Source organism: Pseudoalteromonas sp. SCSIO 43101 (assembly GCF_023650775.1).
Taxonomy (GTDB): Bacteria; Pseudomonadota; Gammaproteobacteria; order Enterobacterales; family Alteromonadaceae; genus Pseudoalteromonas; species Pseudoalteromonas apostichopi.
The window spans coordinates 635,574-653,984 of record NZ_CP072674.1 but is presented as its reverse complement, the minus strand read 5'-3'; the positions used below and the strand labels follow the sequence as shown (position 1 = coordinate 653,984).

Annotated in this window: 15 protein-coding genes; 11 read left to right on the top strand and 4 right to left on the bottom strand. The window is 39.1% G+C overall.

All coding sequences use genetic code 11. From position 1 onward, the window contains the following. Positions 1-6: 6 nt before the first annotated feature. Together J8Z25_RS19940 and J8Z25_RS19935 are read right to left on the bottom strand one after the other, a co-directional pair. Positions 7-615 (bottom strand): flavin reductase family protein, encoded by a 609-nt coding sequence (locus J8Z25_RS19940; protein ID WP_250662136.1) that lies wholly within the window; start codon positions 613-615, stop codon positions 7-9. Positions 616-625: 10 nt separating this feature from the next. After that, entirely contained in the window at positions 626-1,372 is a 747-nt protein-coding gene (locus J8Z25_RS19935; protein ID WP_250662135.1) for an SDR family NAD(P)-dependent oxidoreductase, read from the bottom strand. Between the two features lie 421 nt (positions 1,373-1,793). Between J8Z25_RS19935 and ppc the strand changes: the two genes are divergently transcribed. Next, a complete protein-coding gene (gene ppc, locus J8Z25_RS19930; RefSeq protein ID WP_167657264.1) occupies positions 1,794-4,439 on the top strand; it encodes a phosphoenolpyruvate carboxylase in 2,646 nt (881 codons plus the stop codon). Here the strand turns inward: ppc and J8Z25_RS19925 are convergent. Continuing rightward, the gene (locus J8Z25_RS19925; protein WP_250662134.1) at positions 4,436-6,475 is read right to left on the bottom strand and encodes a tetratricopeptide repeat-containing sensor histidine kinase; all 2,040 of its coding nucleotides are present in this window, start codon (positions 6,473-6,475) and stop codon (positions 4,436-4,438) included. The two genes, ppc and J8Z25_RS19925, sit on opposite strands and share 4 nt — an antisense overlap. Positions 6,476-6,814: 339 nt before the next feature. Here J8Z25_RS19925 and J8Z25_RS19920 point away from each other — a divergent pair, with 339 nt between their 5' ends. Together J8Z25_RS19920 and cdd are read left to right on the top strand one after the other, a co-directional pair. Further along, positions 6,815-7,183 (top strand): hypothetical protein, encoded by a 369-nt coding sequence (locus J8Z25_RS19920; RefSeq protein WP_130052448.1) that lies wholly within the window; start codon positions 6,815-6,817, stop codon positions 7,181-7,183. 164 nt (positions 7,184-7,347) lie between these two features. Continuing rightward, positions 7,348-8,280 (top strand): cytidine deaminase, encoded by a 933-nt coding sequence (gene cdd, locus J8Z25_RS19915; protein WP_250662133.1) that lies wholly within the window; start codon positions 7,348-7,350, stop codon positions 8,278-8,280. Here the strand turns inward: cdd and udp are convergent. Then, on the bottom strand, positions 8,277-9,032 hold the full coding sequence (udp, locus tag J8Z25_RS19910) for a uridine phosphorylase (protein ID WP_130052446.1): 756 nt from the start codon (positions 9,030-9,032) through the stop codon (positions 8,277-8,279). The genes cdd and udp overlap by 4 nt on opposite strands. Before the next feature lie 145 nt (positions 9,033-9,177). Here udp and J8Z25_RS19905 point away from each other — a divergent pair, with 145 nt between their 5' ends. From J8Z25_RS19905 to J8Z25_RS19870, 8 genes are all read left to right on the top strand, one after another. Next, positions 9,178-9,957: a DUF2189 domain-containing protein gene (locus J8Z25_RS19905; RefSeq protein ID WP_130052445.1), complete on the top strand. Its 780-nt coding sequence runs from the start codon at positions 9,178-9,180 to the stop codon at positions 9,955-9,957. A 289-nt stretch (positions 9,958-10,246) separates the two neighbouring features. Next, positions 10,247-11,356: an arginase family protein gene (locus tag J8Z25_RS19900; protein WP_130052444.1), complete on the top strand. Its 1,110-nt coding sequence runs from the start codon at positions 10,247-10,249 to the stop codon at positions 11,354-11,356. A gap of 124 nt (positions 11,357-11,480) precedes the next feature. Next, positions 11,481-12,173, top strand: a complete 693-nt coding sequence (locus J8Z25_RS19895; RefSeq protein ID WP_130052443.1) for a substrate-binding periplasmic protein — start codon at positions 11,481-11,483, stop codon at positions 12,171-12,173. 139 nt (positions 12,174-12,312) lie between these two features. Then, complete coding sequence (gene paeA / locus J8Z25_RS19890; RefSeq protein ID WP_250662132.1) at positions 12,313-13,605, top strand: polyamine export protein PaeA; 1,293 nt, start codon at positions 12,313-12,315, stop codon at positions 13,603-13,605. Positions 13,606-13,683: 78 nt separating this feature from the next. Beyond that, positions 13,684-15,363 carry a cyanophycinase gene (locus J8Z25_RS19885; protein WP_250662131.1) on the top strand — a complete coding sequence of 560 codons (1,680 nt, stop codon included), beginning with the start codon at positions 13,684-13,686 and terminating at the stop codon, positions 15,361-15,363. A gap of 87 nt (positions 15,364-15,450) precedes the next feature. Then, complete coding sequence (locus J8Z25_RS19880; protein ID WP_250662130.1) at positions 15,451-15,900, top strand: hypothetical protein; 450 nt, start codon at positions 15,451-15,453, stop codon at positions 15,898-15,900. 35 nt (positions 15,901-15,935) lie between these two features. Further along, complete coding sequence (locus tag J8Z25_RS19875) at positions 15,936-17,021, top strand: 6-phosphofructokinase (RefSeq protein WP_250662129.1); 1,086 nt, start codon at positions 15,936-15,938, stop codon at positions 17,019-17,021. Between the two features lie 221 nt (positions 17,022-17,242). Next, positions 17,243-18,406: an efflux RND transporter periplasmic adaptor subunit gene (locus tag J8Z25_RS19870; RefSeq protein ID WP_250662128.1), complete on the top strand. Its 1,164-nt coding sequence runs from the start codon at positions 17,243-17,245 to the stop codon at positions 18,404-18,406. The last annotated feature ends 5 nt before the right edge of the window (positions 18,407-18,411 follow it).

The window sequence follows — 18,411 nt, the reverse complement described above, 5'->3', positions numbered from 1 at the left end:
TAGCGATTACTTTTTAGCATAAGCTAAGCGGGCTAAACGTTCAGTTACATGGTAACTATCAAGCCCGCTAACTGCGACTGTATCAATGGCTTCAATATCGACAAAGCCGTCTTCTTGCAAACAAGCCTCATCTAAGTAGATATCAGTGATTTCTCCAATAATAAGCTCAGTGCCATTAATGGCAAGGTGGTGGTGTTCTTTGAGCTCAAGAGCATACTTAAGCTTGCTCTCTTTAACAAAAGGTGCTGTGAAGTTATTTAGGTATTCAGTGCAGAGCCCTGTAGCATCAAATTCAGATTCGTCTTTGTCGTAGCGTGCAGATGTTTGATGTGCTTTATCATAGATATTTTTGTTCACATGGTTAATCGTGTACTGCTTAGTGGCTAATAAGTTCTCTAGGGTATGGCGAGGCACTGAATGAGGCCTAATGATCATACCCACTAAGGGGGGATGTGCCCCAAGATGAAATACTGAACTTACAATCGCTAAATTAGTTTGGCCATTATTATCTTGTGTGCCAACTAAGTTGGCACTTTTAAATCCCGACAAACTATTAATTAAGTGGGCGCGGTAGCGGTTTTCTAAATCAGCAATAGCTTGTTTTGTAAAATGCATAATTGTCCTGTTACCAGTCTATGGGTTTTCCTTGCCAGTCAAAGTAGGCTGGGCTGGGTGATTGTTGTAAATAATCAGTATCACTTATCAATGAATACAATTGCTCGGCTACAAACTCAGGGGTAAATAGCTTCCCTTCGGGCACATTTGCCTGAAAAGGTTTTGATAATGGCGTATCAGTAGTTCCTGGGTGAAATAACACGCAGTGGCATTTTTTATAGCGTCTGTTAAGTTCAATCGCTGCAGATTTAAATAACATGTTTAGTGCCGCCTTAGATGCCCGATAGCTATACCAACCGCCTAACTTGTTATCACTAATGCTTCCAACACGTGCACTAAGGGCACACACCACAGTTGAAAATTGTGGCTTTAAGAGCGTTGAGAATAAAGTCACACAGCGAATTGGTAGTAGAGCATTTGTCGTCATGCTATTTATAAAGTGCTGCTCAGATATTTGCTCAAGTTTACGTTCAGGCGCATTATCTGGATCATGCAGCAGGCCGTTAAATATCATCAATTGTGCTAAATCATATTGGTTACTAGTTAATTCTACGGCAATTCCTCTTAGGCTTTGCTCTGAGTAATCAGTTATAAAATGCTGGTGGCTGATCTCATTGTTTGATATTTCATCAAAAGGCGCCTTAAATTCACTTCGACTGATGGTTACGATATGACCGCTTCTGATTTGTTTTCTTAGAGTAGTGAAATAGGCTTTAGCGATTTCACTGCTTGTGCCACACAAAATATAGAGTTGCATTTTTGACCTGTTATAAAAATATTTGAATTTTTTCGCTCAAACTTTCACCAACTAATAAAATGATAGTAGCTCTGTTTGTCTTGATCTAACCCTACAAACACATAAAAAAGGCGGGTAAAGATTTGACCATGCAAACTTTAAGGATGCCTTAAATTACGGGGATTTTACCTTTTGAATTGGTAAGTCCATTTTACCAATTGAGCTAACTTTAACGCTTTGTAGCTGACTAAGCTGCGTATTTATTACACTTTTATGTTTATAGATTGGTTATTCTTTTTTACGAGTATGTTAGAAAATTCGATCTATTAAATTAACGCTGACAATGATATTAATAAAAGGGATCAGTATTTAGCTGCGTTCGTGCTTGGCTAAATACTGTGCAGTAAGTACTTTCAACTTAGTTAAAGAAAGGAGTATGAGAATGAGTGAACAATATGCTGCACTTCGCGGTAATGTTAGTATGCTTGGACAAATGCTGGGTCAAACCATTAAAGATGCACAAGGACAAGCCATTTTAGATAAGGTAGAAGAGATTCGCGCTTTATCTAAATCGTCACGTAGTGGTAACGAAGCCGACAGACAAGCGCTTATCGAAGTACTACACGCTCTCACAGATGAAGAACTATTACCGGTTGCACGCTCATTTAATCATTTTTTGAATCTTGCTAATGTTGCTGAACAATTTCATACCGTATCACGCTTTAATGATGTTGGTTTTTGCCAACTAAACCCTCTCACTCAAACATTAAAAGCGTTAGCAACTGCATCAAAGCAAGGTCAAGTGGACCCTAATCACTTGGCGCAAACACTCTCAAAACTCCACATCAATTTAGTTCTGACGGCTCACCCAACTGAGGTGACACGCCGTACAATGATCAATAAACACGTAGAATTAAGTGATTGTCTTGCCTCTTTAGAGCGTAAAGACAACTTACCTAGTGAACGTGCAGATTTATTAAACCGCATTGCCCAGCTTATTAGCCAAGCGTGGCATACTGACGATATCCGTCGCTCACGCCCAACGCCAATTGACGAAGCTAAATGGGGTTTTGCGGTTATTGAGAATAGCTTATGGCATGCCGTTCCACGTTTTCTACGCGAGTTTGGTGAGGACGTAAAAGCAGAGCTTGATCTTGAATTACCGATTGATTTCAGCCCAATTGAATTTACTTCATGGATGGGTGGTGACCGTGATGGTAACCCGTTTGTAACCGCTGAAGTCACTCAGCAAGTGTTAGACCATGGCCGTTGGATGGCACTTGATTTGTATTCGCGTGACATTGAGACGCTAAGTAATGAGTTATCTATGTCTGATGCAAGCGATGAATTAGTTGAGCTTGCAGGGCAAGACTTTGAACCTTACCGTGCGGTACTTAAAAAATTAAAGAATCAAATTGCCGAAACCGTGACGCATTTGGGCGCTAAAATTAAGAAAAAGCGCACTGACTCTGAAGATTTAATTACCGATATTGCGCAAATTAAGCACCCTATTGAAGTGTGTTATCGCTCGCTAATTAAAACCAACATGAAAGTGGTGGCAGACGGTTTGCTACTTGATGTACTGCGCCGCATTAACAGCTTTGGTTTGCGCCTTGCAAAACTTGATGTGCGTCAGGACTCGTCACGTCATGGTGATGTTTTCTCAGAGCTAACACGTTATTTAGGTTTAGGAGATTACCATCAATGGCAAGAAGAAGATAAACAAGCATTCTTACTTGCGGAGCTGAATTCTCGTAGACCACTAATACCTAAACATTGGCAGCCAAGCCCTGAAGTACAAGAAGTACTTGATACGTTTGATGTGATAGCAGCGCAAGACGCACAAACATTTGGCTTGTATATTATTTCGATGGCACGTACTGCATCTGATGTACTGGCTGTGCAATTACTGCTTAAAGAAAGTGGTTGCAAGTTTAACTTGCCGGTTGCACCGTTATTTGAAACCTTAGATGACTTAAATAATGGTAAAGAGGTTATTGAATGTTTACTTGATAACACTTGGTACCGTGGTCATATTCAAAATCAGCAAAATGTCATGATTGGTTACTCAGACTCAGCAAAAGATGCAGGCATGATGGCTGCTGGTTGGGCACAATATGAAGCAATGGATAAACTCGTTCAATTAGCCGAAGAGCGCGGTATTGAGCTTATCTTATTCCACGGCCGTGGTGGTACTGTTGGTCGTGGTGGCGCTCCAGCTGCACAGGCGCTTCGTTCTCAGCCTCCAGGCTCATTAAAAGGTGGCCTGCGTGTAACAGAGCAAGGTGAAATGATCCGCTTTAAGTTTGGTTTGCCTGCTGTCGCACTACAAAGCTTAAACATTTATGCCGGTGCGGTACTTGAGAGTAACTTATTGCCGCCGCCAGAGCCTAAGAGCGAATGGCGTGATGTTATGGATCTTATTAGTGCAGACTCATGCGAACATTACCGTCAAGTTGTGCGTCATGATGAAAACTTTGTTCCTTACTTTAGAATGGCAACGCCAGAACAAGAGCTCTCAAAATTACCTTTGGGCTCTCGCCCGGCTAAGCGTAACCCGAATGGGGGTGTAGAAAGCCTTCGTGCTATTCCATGGATCTTTGCATGGAGCCAAAATCGTTTAATGCTGCCAGCTTGGTTAGGTGCATTAACAGGCCTTAAAGCTGCTTTAGATAAATATGGCATCGAAACACTTCACGAAATGAGCTTAAAATGGCCATTCTTCCGTGCTCGTTTAGAGATGCTAGAGATGGTATTTAGTAAAGCCGATACATGGTTAAGTGCTCATTATGATGATGCACTTGTTACTGAGCAATATAAGCCATTAGGTGTGAAGTTACGTCAGGAATTGAGCGAGGCTATTGAGCTTGTTCAATCGCTTAGCCCACAAAAGAGCTTACTTGCAGACCAGCCTTGGATCAAAGAGTCAATCGCGCTTCGTAACCCTTACACAGATCCACTTAACTTATTACAAGTTGAGTTACTGCGTCGTTCACGTGAAGCTGATGAAAACTCTGCAAGTGATATTGATAATGCCTTGATGATCACGATGACAGGTATTGCAGCAGGTATGCGTAATACCGGTTAATAGCTAGTGTCATCTACTAATTGAGCATCGATTGGTAGGCTAATAACAAATCGTGCGCCGTGTTTACATGACTCGGCGCCGATTTTGCCTCTTAGGTTGTATTTAACCGCGTTAAATACCACGTTTAAACCAAGCCCTAAGTGATTACCCCCTAGATTAGTGGTGTAAAAAGGGGTAAATATTTCATGTAGAATTTCATCACTGATTCCCACACCGTTATCTTGATAGATAATTTCAACCACATGCGTAAACGCTTTGACTGAAACTTCGACCACTCCCTTATCCGAATTAACAAAGCCATGCTCACAGGAATTAATAACTAAGGTTTTTAATACATCACTTAAGATAGTAGGATAAGATGTAATAGTTGCTTCATCGCCATGAATTTTAAAATCAATTTGTTTACCAAGATGTTTGCTCAAAGGACATAAACGATGGTTAAGAAAGCTTGAAAGCTGTATTTTGCTCATCGGTTTATCTAGGTGTATAGACACATTAAGCGCTTTAAATTCTTCTACAATTCCGGCAAGTCGATTAATACTGTTGATCACAAGGTCTTTAGCATTATTGGTATCGGTAATAAATTTATGAAAATGCTTGCTAGACAGCTCTCGGGCTTTAAATTTTTCTTCTAAACCTTCCATGTAATCATCTATTAATGAACTTGCTGTAACTATGGTGCCTATAGGGGTATTAAGTTGATGCGCCATACCGGATACTAGTGCTGTTAAAGACGCTATTTTTTCTATTTCAATAAGATGATTTTGAGTATCTTTTAACTGTTTTAATGCTTTAGCTAATTTTTGTTTTTGTTTGTCGATACTATTAATTGCGATAAAAGAGCCAAATAAAATAATTACTAAACATATACTTACAACAATAGTGAGATCTTTAAATGCATTGGCTTTCGTCGCTTTTATTTGTTCAGCACGAGTCAATTCAGAAATTCTTACCTCTTTTGCGGCTACATCAGCTTCCGCTAATGCTTTAGCTAGGTTCACTTTTGCTTGTCTGGTTAAAATAGCTTCATTAATGTACGAATATTGTTTATAAGCGCTTAGTGCATTTGCATAAATTTTTTGTTGTTCGTAAAGCTCTGCAGTCAATTTTGCAATCGATAATAGGACTTCAAAATTAGTATGGCTAACAGCTTGTATGTTAACGGATGCTAGTGTATCGAGCGCTTTCTCAGTATGACCTTGTGCTTCATACGTTTCTGCTAAGCATAAAATGATATTAAGTTGCTCATTTTCAAGCTTTTTATTTTCAATAAGAGTCGAAGCCTCGTTTAGTACCTTTTCTGAGTCTTCTAAAAAACCTTGAAAACGTAATATTTTGGCTTTTATAACTAGGCTTGAAGCAAGGTGAGTGGTGTAGTTATGTTGGTTTTGTAACCCTATAGCTTCATTGATAACCTTGAGTGCGTTTGAATACTGTTTTAATCCAATTAAAGCAAGCGCTAAGTTATTACTAGCAAATGATTCGTTCAGAGTTTGATTTTTACTGCGGGCATAATCTCGATAGTATGTGAACGAGTCAGCAGCTTCTTTGTAACGGTTTAAACGTAGCTTTACCAAAGCGATATTATTTTCGGTTTGATAAACTAAACGTTCATCTCGAGATTGTGCAAATGGCATGGCATCGCGATAGTAAGCTAAGGCTTCTTCATATAGACCTAAGCGTGCATAAATCCCACCGGAAATATTGAAATAGCCATACATGAGGTCTTTTTCATCAGACTGAGAAACCATATTCATGTACTTAACAATGGTTTCCATGGCTTGTTCTAGCTCGTCTGTCTCTAATAAGAACCAAGCTTTATAATTAGTAGCAATAATCTTTTGTTCTAATGTTAGCTCGGTAGTTTCTATGAGGGCATTGACAAACTTTAGGCCTTCTTGTGGTGAGCTTGCATAGCTTTGCCTTATTGAAAGTCTGAGTTCATTAAACTCTTTGTTAGGCATTGCATTAATTGTTGTTGAATATAATAAAATCAATAGTATAAAGCTAATGAGCAAAACCAAACGCGCTTTCATGGCACACCAATCCATTTTAAAAATGAGTACATAAAGCACTCACTCCTTTTACTGTCTTAATAACGCTTTACATTATAAATTTTAACTAAATACAGGTTTATCTGAAATTGCTTATTTGTTTAGAGGAAATCTCTTACATGTTTATAAAGTAAATAGGGTGTGAACTCGAATGGCAGATTTTCAGATTAAAACTAATCCTAAAATATGAAATATGCAACTGGTCATACCTATTTTATTGCTAGGTATTGACTGGAAGGGCGATATCAATAAAATAGCCCAGCTTTTTAGATCAGCTACCGTTGAGCCAAAAACAACTCCCACACTTTTTTAGAGTAACTTATGCCAAACGTGTCTACTTGCATCACTTATGATGCATCGACGTCACTCGTGATGATGACGTTAAGAGGGACTGCTAGTGCACAGGATGTGATTAATTTTTACCAAATTGCCCAACAATACTCGGTATTATATGGGTCAGAAAAAATACTCGTTGACGTGTCTGAATTGACTCACAACTTCGCACCTGCTGATTTATTCACCATCATGCCGGAAGTGGCAAACTCTTTGAAAGAAGCTGTAGTGGCTATTGTGGTAAGTTTTGATGGATTTATGCACGATTTATTTATGCAAAAAGCAAAGCGCTATAACTTACAAGCTGAAAACTTTGAATGTTTTAACAAAGCTAAAAACTGGTTAGTGCATCAATAAATGCTGAGCTTAGCTATTGGAAATATATTTGTATATCTGGGCTTACAAATACCACTAATTTTTAGCTTTTTTTGTGCTAATAATCGGGATGTTTAACGCCAAAACCTAGCAATTCAATACGTAACCTTTTAAACTGTTTAGCCAATTAATAATTATAATTTGTTATGACAGCAATTAGGATAGATGCAAGCAAACTAGCTCAAAAATCTGAGCCGTTTAGCTTCAATGAACAACAAAAAAACTCTCTTTTTGACCAGCTTAAAAAGCAGCGTGGCATCTTATCTCAATCAGATATTTCTTCTCTTTGTCAGCAGTTCGAAGTTAGCCAACTTGAGTTACAAAAAGCCTGTGTACCCGTCGCAAGTTTATTTTCTGTCGCACCTATTTCTAAATTTTATGTGGGTGCTGTTGCAGTTGGGTTAAACAAACAAGGCGAAACAAACTTTTATTTTGGTGCTAATGTCGAGTTTTCTCATCAAGCATTAAGTTTGGTTGTACATGCTGAGCAATCAGCGATTAATAATGCGTGGCTTAACGGCGCGCAAGCAGTTCAAAAAATTGCTATCAGTGATGCACCTTGTGGTTATTGCCGTCAATTTATGAATGAATTGAGCACCGCAGACTCACTTGAGATTTTATTGCCAGAACGGGACTTTAACCTACATGAGTTGTTACCACATTCATTTGGTCCAAAAGATTTAGGTAATGAAGAATGCTTGTTTTCACATAAACAAAGAGATAAGCAATTTGCAGAAACGAGTATTAACGATGAAAAACTAGTTCAATTGGCGCTTAATGCATACGTACCATATACAGGTAATTTTAGTGCTGTTAGATTAAGTACATATACAGAAGGTGACTTTTACGGAAGCTATGCAGAAAATGCAGCTTATAGTCCAAGCCTTTCTCCGCTACAAAGTGCGTTGAGTCAGTTTTATCTTGCGGGTTTAACTTTTGATGATAAAACGGTTAAGTCAATAACCTTGCTAGAAACACAAGGGGCTGAAAATCAGTATGAGGTGGCTAAAAGTGTGCTGGCAAGTTTTGAAAACCCACCAGCATTTGAACACTGTGTTGCTAAACTAGTTAACGATTAGTTTAGCAATAGTTTTGCAGCTTCAATGACGACGGCGACTGATTTTTTCTCAATCTCGCCGTGGTCAACATTAGGAATTTCTTGTTTAGTACGATTTACTAATACACCTGCAACACACGCTGCACGCAAGCCAAGTGCTGCACACATAGTAAATAGTGTTGCTGATTCCATTTCATAATTCATCACGCCTAGTTTTTGCCATTCTTCACAGCTGCCTTGGAATGAACGAGGAACATAGCCAGAATAGGTATCGTAACGTTCTTGTCCTGGATAGAAGGTGTCACTAGATGCTGTAATACCAATATGGAAGCTAATCCCTAACTTATCACACGCATTTACCATAGCTTGAGTAGCAAAAAAGTCAGACACTGCAGGATAGCTTAGCGGTGCGAAATGCTGGCTTGCGCCGTCTAAACGAACTGAGGCTTGGCTAATTAAAATGTCGCCTTCATTAATGTGTGGCTGAATAGCACCGGTCGTGCCAATTCGCAAAAAGGTATCTATACCTAGCTGGGCAAGTTCTTCAACAGCGATTGATGTAGATGGTCCGCCAATACCGGTAGAACAAACTACAACGCTATGGCCGTTTAGCTCACCTCGGTATACATGAAATTCACGGGTCTTCGCTAAGCATTCTGGGTTATCGAGAAGTGTTGAAATGCGTGCTGAGCGGTCAGGATCGCCTGGGACAATCGCAAGGGTTGCGCCGTTTAAGTCCTGACGAGTAAGCCCTAAGTGAAATACCTTTTCCATTATTAAACCTTATTTTTGTCTAAAGCGTAATACTTTAATCATATGTGTTTAAAGTACAGGACAGATGTCCTATTAGATTACGAATGTTGCAAGAATTGCACAGATAACCTAAACCTAAAGAAGTAACGATAAAAGAGGATATATTATGCCTGCTTCATCTTCTATGAGTAAACACCATGAGTTTGCACGCTGTTTAGAAAGCTCGAAAATTTCAATCGGTGCGCCTTTTCATTGGTTGGCACTCGCATTTAAAGATATCGCTAATGCTCCCATACTAAGTCTAGTATACGGATTAGTATTTACCTTGATACCTGCGACTATCATGTATTTTGTTTATCAGTTTGATACACACTTGGTTATTTTACCTGCCGTAGTTGGCTTTGCACTAATAGGCCCTGCATTTGCCGCTGGTCTTTATGATGTTGCTTGGGAGCTTGAAAAAGGTCACAAGCCCACTTTAATGCACAGTCTTAAATCGATGTTCAGAAACCCTGCAGGTGAATGGGGCTTTGCCGTGTTGTTAATGGTGATTATGATTGTATGGATGCGTTTAGCAGCTCTTATTCATGCATTGTACCCGAACGTTGTTAACCCGACTTTTGAGCAGTTATCTGCATTCTTAACGCTCGGCAGTATTGTCGGCGGTATCTTGCTGGTGACTGTATTCGCTATTTCTGCATTTACCCCGCAAATTATGATGGAGCGCCGTGTTGATATTATGACTGCGGTAATTTCTTCTATGAACGCGGTTAAAACAAATTTTGGTGCTATGGTTGTTTGGGCTGGGTTAATTCTGTGCTTAGTGTTTGTAGGCTTTATTACTGGCACTGCTGGTTTTATTGTCATTATGCCTTTATTGAGCTACGCCAGCTGGCATGCGTATATTGCTGTTATCAAAACCAAGAAGCCAAGAGGCTATGAATAATGAGTATTCACTTCGCTTGAATATAAATCTATAGCGGCAATCGAGTAGGTTGCCGCAAAATTTGACTTTCTTTTCGCGCATGTTATACCTGCCCAAATACAGCGCTCTTATTTGACTAGAGCAGTTTAAATTCTTCTGCATTAAAATTATAACCTTTTAATTTCAGATAGTTATAAGTTTGGTTGGGCAAGTATTTGTTTAGCCTCAAAAATCTAAACGATACACAAACCTGATTGCGTAACTTTTTTTATTACGCATGAATATGCAGATAATGATCAGCGGAGTAGAGATGAGTAACACACAAAAAGCATTCCATGAAAAACTAAGTCAGTGTCTTTGTCCTCCTGGCGATGGCGTATTTACAGTCAATACAGCAAAAGAACGTAAAGATGCGCTGCGTACTAAATTATACGGCCAAACAGACAATGTTGATGTGCTTTGGAAAGAGTCACTTGAAACACTGACTGACTCTGAACACAAAGCCGTTATTTTAGGTATTAGCTCTGACTGTGGCGGTGGTATCTTACGTGGTGCTAATTGGGGACCATTGTTTTTGCGCTCTACTTTGATTGATCAACAACCTCAAGCTCGCGCTTTTGATTTGGGTGATGTACGTGTAATCCCACATTTATTACATGATAAATACCTTAACGATGCGACTATCACAAACTGCCAAAAAGCGTTATATGCAGATGAAAACAGTGAATACCATGTATCACCTTTGTCTATCACCGAAGATGTTTGTGATGGCTTTTATGCAAACTATCCTGATAAGGGTATTTTTGGTATCGGTGGCGACCATTCAATTAGCTACCCGCTGACTAAAGCTTACTTAAAAGCAAAACGTGATGCAGGTAAACGCACCGCAATCATTCACTTTGATGCTCATACTGACTTATTAGTTGAACGTTTAGGTATCGATTTATGTTTTGGTTCATGGTGTACACATATCCTTGAGTATTTACCGGCGCCGCGTAATTTAATTCAATTTGGTATTCGCTCTAGTGGTAAGCCTAAGCAACATTGGGAAGACACTTTTGGTGTTAAACAACATTGGGCCCACGAAATCATCGAACGTGGTGCTAAAGCAGTTGCTGAAGAGGTAATTGCACAACTTAAGGCTGATAATGTAGATGAGCTTTATGTAAGCTTTGATATTGATGCACTTGATGAAAGTTTTGCTTCAGCGACAGGGACACCAGAAGCAGGTGGCTTAACACCACAACATGCTTTAGATATTCTAGTTGCGTTGGCTGACGAGTTCCCAATTACTGGTGCTGACATGATGGAAATTGCACCATTCACAGACAGCTCATTAATCGGTCAAACAAGTTCTGAAACAACACTTAGAGAAGGTGCTAAAATCTCAGCATTTTTGATTAATGCAATAAATAAGTAATTGACTCTAGGGCGGAAACACCCCGTTTCCGCTCATTCCTTTTTACTAAATAATATTTCAATATCTGCAACTTCGAGCTATATTATTATAAAAAATAATTATAATTTGTTTGGTATCGCTCATTATGCGCACAATTCTAACCCTGTCATTGCTGCTATTTCTGCAACCTTGTTTTGCAGCAATTACAGTGGTGACCGAAAATTTCCCTAATTTTCAATACCTAAATGAAAACGGCGTATTAACTGGAACTGTGGTTGATCAAGTTAAATCAGGTCTAGAAAAAAGTGGATTGGATTATGAGCTTTCTGTAAACACTTGGTCAATTTCGTATAACGCAGCATTACGTGACAGCAATACCTGTATCTTTTCTATGGCAAGGCTTCCTTCACGTGAAGACAAATTTACTTGGATAGCCCGCATTGGTGGTTTTTCGGCGTCATTTTATTCTTTTAAATCTGAACAAGTAAAAATAGCTAATATTGATGAAGCTAAAAAATACCGAATTGCAGTTTTAAAAAATAACTATTCACACATATACTTAAAAGAGAATGGCTTTGATGAGCGCAATCAGCTGATCTTACTTGATAGTTTTGACAACATTTATGATGTGCTTAAAAGCAGACGCTCAAGTATAGATTTAGTCATCCTCAGCGATGAACAGTTTAAATATGAACGTGATGGCGATAACACGCTTGAAGATTTAAAACCGATATTAAAACTGCCCGTCGGAACACCTCAGTTATACTTCGCTTGCAATAAAAACATCAACCCTGTGACTCTTGAAAAATTAAACAAAGGCTTTGCTGCTAACGATTAAAAATAGCACTTGTTGAATGCTACAAAGTGGCTATAATCAGCTGCTTTTTGTCCATTCTCGCCAAACTCTAGCTAGCCTAAACGAGCAAAAAGTTGTTTGCATTCAACACTCTGAATGCGCTTAATTATTAGGAGCTACAATGAGTGATTTACTCATTATTATGATTTTAATTTTGATCAGTGCATTGTTTGCAATGAGCGAAATAGCGATTGCTGCATCTCGTAAGATCAAATTACGAGTTATGGTGGACGAAGGAAATAAAAAAGCCCAAGCAGTGCTTAGCTTACAAGAGCAACCTGGAGCATTTTTTGCGATGATACAAATAGCCTTAAATGCGATTGCGATTTTGGGGGGGATTGTTGGTGAGCAAGCATTATCTCCTTATATCGAACAAGTTTTAGGGATGATTTATCAAGGTCCGTTACTGAGCCAAGTTAGCTTTTTGATTTCGTTTTTTAGTATTACTTCTTTGTTTATCTTATTTGCTGACTTGTTACCAAAACGCTTAGCGATGATTATGCCTGAGGCGGTTGCTGTTAATGTGGTATCTATTATGCGCTGGGTTACTTTTGCGCTAACACCTTTTGTTGTTTTCTTTAATGGTATTACTAATTTGGTTTTACGCGCGTTTAAAGTACCTGCAGAGAGAGAAGATATTGTTACCACAGAAGACATCGTCGCGATGATGGATGCAGGGGCAGAGTACGGCAGCTTGCAGCAACAAGAATATGAGTTAATTGGCAATGTATTTGATTTAGAAGCCCGCTTTTTATCGAGTGTGATGACGCCTCGTGATCAAATTGTGTTTTTTGATGTCAAAGCAGATGCTCAAGAAGTAGCAACCAAAATAATTGAGCACCCTCATAATCACTTTTTAGTGTGTGATGGCAGTTTAGATAAATTAATTGGTTCGGTTGAATCAAAAGATATTTTGCGCAAAGTACTAAAAGGACAAACTGCCGAAATAGATAATGAATTGATAAGCCGCGACATTTTCTACCTGCCAGAAACATTGAGTCTTTCAGAGGCGTTAAATACCTTTAAAAAAGCGGCAGAGCCGTTTGCCGTTGTGGTTAATGAATATGCGCTAATGGTCGGTATTGTCACTGTTAAAGATTTAATGAAAGGGTTCATGGGCGATTTAATTAGCCATCAAGGTGAAGAGTTAATTATTCAACGTGATAATTCATCCTGGTTAGTTGATGGTTTAACACCTGTGGTAGAGCTTGCTAAGGTACTTGAAATTGAAGAATTCCCAGAACAGTCTCATTACGAAACAGTCGCAGGATTTTTGATCTACACCATGAAACGCCTGCCTAAACGTGCAGAGTTTATTAATTATGGTGGCTATAAGTTTGAAGTTGTCGATGTTGAAGGGGTGAAAGTCGAGCAACTATTAGTATCTAGAATCACTAGCAATGAAGGCGCATAATGCGCCTTTATCTTTCATTTTCAGCAATCTAAAAAGTCGGTATACTTTTGTTAATTTTATACAGCTAAAAACCGATACATGCGCATTTTTAAAAAGTTATCCTTATTTTCTCGCAGTGCATTACTTGCAGGTACTGCGTTACTTCCGTCATTATGTTTTGCTGAGCCTGCAAATCAAACCTTAGTTATGGTAGGTAGTGACCTAGAAATCTGTTCAAGTAGCAAACCAAAGAATTGCTCAACAAAAGAAAGCATAATCGGTAAGCAAGAGAATGTTTTTAGCGTAACAAAACAATCAATTAAAAAAATTGACCAATTTTGGCCTAACAACAATACAAAGCACCGAGACCATGTTGTTGCTGTATTAAATAAATTAACACATAAAGAGTTCCAAAAAGTCAGTAAAGCAACTTTGTTATGGGCTTGGCGAGATCTAGATAATCAGGTGCTATCGTCTCTATCTGAAAGTGAATTTAATTACGTATTTGATATATTAGAAGTTGTTATTCTTAATAAACAAAAACAAAGAATTACAGAGCGAGTGTATAAAGACTTAACTACAGAAACCTCTACTTCAGATATTTTAGATTTTGTTGCTGCTTCATTAAAAACAACCACCAAATCACCAACAATTTTGGCTGTTACAGCCTCTAGCCGAGATCCATATGAATCAGCTGACTTTTATGAAGGGCTATTAAACTTTAAGGGGGTAGAATCAAGCTGGTTACCTCTAACCCCCGCCTTAGCAAAAGCGATTACGAGTAAGCAATGTGAAAGTTTGGATTCTTTACGCACTGACTCTATGGGTGTTTTTAATCGTGAGACAATTTACCCTGATCGAATTAAGGCCGAAAAAGCGCTTTGTGATAAAGGGGTAGATCATTTAGTTAAACTGATTGAAAACGCGACGGGGATGATGTTTAACGGTGGCGATCAGAGTTTAACCAGAAAAGTACTGTTTGATGATAACGGTAAGCAATATCCTTGGACTCACGCAATTTTACAAAGACCATTACTTGTTGGCACAAGTGCAGGCACTGCTGTGCAAAGTGGTGGTAAAAATGAATATGGTTCAGTGCCGATGATTTCAAATGGTACAAGTTTAGCGGCAATGAGAGAAGGCTCGTTTGCTGTTTCACCTCCAAGTGAGCGCTGTGAAAATGAGTGCAGTAATAAGCTTTCGTCCGATAGCCTAACTTATGAAAAACAAGGTGGGCTAGGTAGCTTTACGTACGGTGTTCTTGATACACACTTTAGCGAGCGCAACAGAACAATGCGTTTAGCTAGATTATTGGCAGATACAGGGCAAAAACATGGCTTTGGGGTTGATGAAACTACAGCGCTTGTATCAATACGAGCTGGTGGAACTTCCTTAATGACAGTGATTGGTAAAAGCGGTGTTGTGCATGTTCAATCAGACGCTAAAAATAGCGGAGCTATTAGTTATTGGCCTGCAGGTACGGTTATTGATGTAACAATGGATGGCTTTAACTTAGCTAAACGAACTGTTGATAATGCACTCCCTAGTATTAAAATTCCGCCACTGCCGATGCAGCGTTTCGGCACCATATTTTCAGATGCTAAATTACGCTCGCTTGTACAAGCTATGTGTTTAACACAAGAGCAACAAGCAGTAGCACAGCATGATGAGTTTTTATTGGATTTAAATGCTACTGAAAACACTCATTACTACCGTGTAAACACAAGCAGTACAGGCTGTGCGGTAGAAAACCTAGCCTTTAAAGTTAAGACCTTTTAACAGTATAAGATACTGAAAAAGTAGTGGATTATTTGTTAATTATTAGTTAGCGTAAGACTAATAATGAACAAACCATGGAATGGAGTTATGAAATATAACGTACTACTTTTATCTATTTTTGGCTGTTTATTTGCCTATTTATCTATACCCGTTATTGGTTATGGATCAGCTATTGCGATTCCAACTGAAGTACTCTCAGCCCTTTATGACTTGTCACCTAACTTTGCTTTATCAATGGTTGATATCGTTACTTTAGGCCTTCCTTTATTAGCTTTACTTTTAGTGTTTTTACTTATTAGTAAGTCGCTGTATCTTAGAGACAAAGCGTATTCATATTTTATATTGCTGACACCATTTTTAGCGCTGCATTTATATTTTGCTCTTAACACCTTTTCTGCAAATATTGATAACACCACTTTACTGACTAGTTTGCCTAAGTATGTATTACTAGTGCTTTTTGTGGCGCTGTTTTCTACACATAAAAAACCGCGTTTTAGTTTATGTAAGTCATACGCGAAAGTTCAATATATAAGCTAATCTGTAATTAATCAGTGAACGAAGTTGGTAACACGATGAAAAAATTACTGCTATTAACAAGTGGGGGTGATTGCCCTGGGCTTAATGGAGTGATCAGAGCGGTGGTTAAAGCAGCCGAACATGATGGCAATTGGCAGGTGTATGGTAGCCGAAGAGCATATTGTGGTGTGCTTGAAAAACCAAATGATATTATACACTTAACTAGTGAAGTGGTGGCTGGTATTCATGTTCGAGGTGGAACAATTCTAGAAACAGTTAATAAAGGGAACCCAACCGCATTTCCTGCTGAAATAGCAGGTGAACAAGTGTTTATTGACCGCTCTGATGAGTTAATCAGTATTATTAAGCAACTTGGTTTTGATGCCGTTATTAATATTGGTGGTGATGGTTCACACAGAGTATCTCAGCATCTATTTGAGCATGGCTTAAATATTGTCGGCGTGCCAAAAACCATTGATAATGATTTATATGGCACTGATTACACAATAGGTTTTCAAACTGCTGTCGACACCGCCACAGAAGCCATTGATCGATTAATACCAACAGCACAAAGTCACAACCGGGTGATTGTAACTGAAGTCATGGGTCGCGATGCAGGTTGGATTTGTTTGCATTCAGCAATTGCAGCAGGCGCTGAAGTAGCCCTTATTCCAGAAATTCCTTACGATATTGAAGCGATTAAAGCAAAACTTAAATCACGTTTTGATAAAGGGCATGGATTTGCCAACATCGTAATTTCAGAGGGGGCTAAACCACTTGCTGGCAGTGTAGTGAGTAAACAATCAAATGAGTTTGGTTATGAAAACCCAATTCTTGGTGGTATTGCAGAGCATTTGGCTTCACAAATACGAGTCGTACTTGATCTAGATGTGAGAGTGACAGTACTAGGTCATATTCAACGCGGTGGTACACCTAATGCGTTCGATAGAGTATTAGCAGCCGAATTTGGTGTGCAAGCATTCGAGCTTGTAAAACATGGCCGATTTGGTTTTATTCCTGTCAGTAAAGACGGAGAAATTAAACCAATCAGTTTAAAAGAAGCTACCTCTGAATATCGTGTTATTCCTTTAGAACACTCGTTAATTTCAAGCGCTCGAGCAATGGGTATGTGCTTAGGCTAAGAGCTCAGTTAATCAAGCGAATTTACTATAACTGATAGTTTTAAAACGATTTTTTTAACAAGCTATCAGTTATAATATCAAACCTTCTATTCGTTTTATTTCTTTTGAACAAAACATGCTTTACAGCAAGTTATTTATTTAATGTAAAGTTATTTAAATATGGTTGATCTGTGCCTTTTTTAGTTTAGAATGATCGTTCACTCTAAACTAAGGAAATACACATGCAGCGCTCTCGCATTCCATTTTTTGCAGTGTCAGCTTTGGCTGGTGCTGTTTTATTATCAGGCTGCGGCCAATCAGAATCGGCTCAAGGGCAAACGCAGGCAGCTCAAGCTGTACCTGTTGGCGTTATTGAGATGCAAAGCAAACCTCTTACGCTAACTAAAGAATTACCAGGTCGTGTTGCTGCTTCACGTATCGCGCAAATTCGTCCGCAGGTTAACGGTATTATCCAGTCGCGTATGTTCGTTGAAGGTGCTGAAGTTGAAAAGGGCCAAGCCTTATATCAAATTGATCCGTCTACATTTGAAGCTGAAGTAGCTACCAGCAAAGCTGCTATTACTAAAGCTCAAGCAAGTATCGCTAATGCCAAAGCAAAAGCTGAACGTTACAAAGAGTTGTTGAGTATCAAAGCTGTAAGCCAACAAGATTATGATGAAGCAGATGCTGCATATAAAGGTGCAAAAGCAGACTTACTAACAGCTCAGGCGCAGCTTAAAACAGCTGAAATTAACTTGAACTATAGCAAAGTATTAGCACCAATTAGCGGCCAAATTGGCAAATCAGATGTAACAGCAGGTGCCCTAGTTAGCGCTAATCAAGCAACTGCGTTAGCAACAATTACTCAGCTAGATCCTATTTATGTTGATTTAACTCAATCGAGCAGTGAATTAACACGTTTGAAAAAAGCGATCGCTGCCGGTGAGCTTGATAAAGATGCTGCTTTACATTCAAAAGTTGAATTAAAGATGGAAGATGGCAGCACTTATAAACATAAAGGCACGTTACAATTCTCAGAAGTAACGGTTGACCCAAGCACTGGTTCAGTCACCTTACGTGCTGAATTTCCTAATCCTGAAAAATTACTTCTGCCTGGTATGTATGTTCGCGCAGTGATTGTTGAAGGTGTCAAAAATGATGCCATTTTAGCACCGCAGCGCGGTGTTAGCAGAAACACCAAAGGTGAGCCTACTGCCATGGTTGTAAGCAAAGACAACACCGTAGAAGCACGCGTGCTTAAAACTGATCGTACTGTTGGTTCAAACTGGTTAGTGACAGACGGCCTAAACAATGGCGATAAGTTGATTGTTGAAGGTTTACAGAAAATCCGCCCAGGTGCACCAGTCAATGCAATGCCTGCAGAATCAACAGCTAACAGCCAGTAACGGAG

Coding starts and splice junctions, on each gene's coding strand:
- J8Z25_RS19940 (WP_250662136.1), bottom strand. CDS start 615: ATGCATTTTACAAAACAAGCTATTGCTGATTTAGAAAACCGCTACCGC.
- J8Z25_RS19935 (WP_250662135.1), bottom strand. CDS start 1,372: ATGCAACTCTATATTTTGTGTGGCACAAGCAGTGAAATCGCTAAAGCC.
- ppc (WP_167657264.1), top strand. CDS start 1,794: ATGAGTGAACAATATGCTGCACTTCGCGGTAATGTTAGTATGCTTGGA.
- J8Z25_RS19925 (WP_250662134.1), bottom strand. CDS start 6,475: ATGAAAGCGCGTTTGGTTTTGCTCATTAGCTTTATACTATTGATTTTA.
- J8Z25_RS19920 (WP_130052448.1), top strand. CDS start 6,815: ATGCCAAACGTGTCTACTTGCATCACTTATGATGCATCGACGTCACTC.
- cdd (WP_250662133.1), top strand. CDS start 7,348: ATGACAGCAATTAGGATAGATGCAAGCAAACTAGCTCAAAAATCTGAG.
- udp (WP_130052446.1), bottom strand. CDS start 9,032: ATGGAAAAGGTATTTCACTTAGGGCTTACTCGTCAGGACTTAAACGGC.
- J8Z25_RS19905 (WP_130052445.1), top strand. CDS start 9,178: ATGCCTGCTTCATCTTCTATGAGTAAACACCATGAGTTTGCACGCTGT.
- J8Z25_RS19900 (WP_130052444.1), top strand. CDS start 10,247: ATGAGTAACACACAAAAAGCATTCCATGAAAAACTAAGTCAGTGTCTT.
- J8Z25_RS19895 (WP_130052443.1), top strand. CDS start 11,481: ATGCGCACAATTCTAACCCTGTCATTGCTGCTATTTCTGCAACCTTGT.
- paeA (WP_250662132.1), top strand. CDS start 12,313: ATGAGTGATTTACTCATTATTATGATTTTAATTTTGATCAGTGCATTG.
- J8Z25_RS19885 (WP_250662131.1), top strand. CDS start 13,684: ATGCGCATTTTTAAAAAGTTATCCTTATTTTCTCGCAGTGCATTACTT.
- J8Z25_RS19880 (WP_250662130.1), top strand. CDS start 15,451: ATGAAATATAACGTACTACTTTTATCTATTTTTGGCTGTTTATTTGCC.
- J8Z25_RS19875 (WP_250662129.1), top strand. CDS start 15,936: ATGAAAAAATTACTGCTATTAACAAGTGGGGGTGATTGCCCTGGGCTT.
- J8Z25_RS19870 (WP_250662128.1), top strand. CDS start 17,243: ATGCAGCGCTCTCGCATTCCATTTTTTGCAGTGTCAGCTTTGGCTGGT.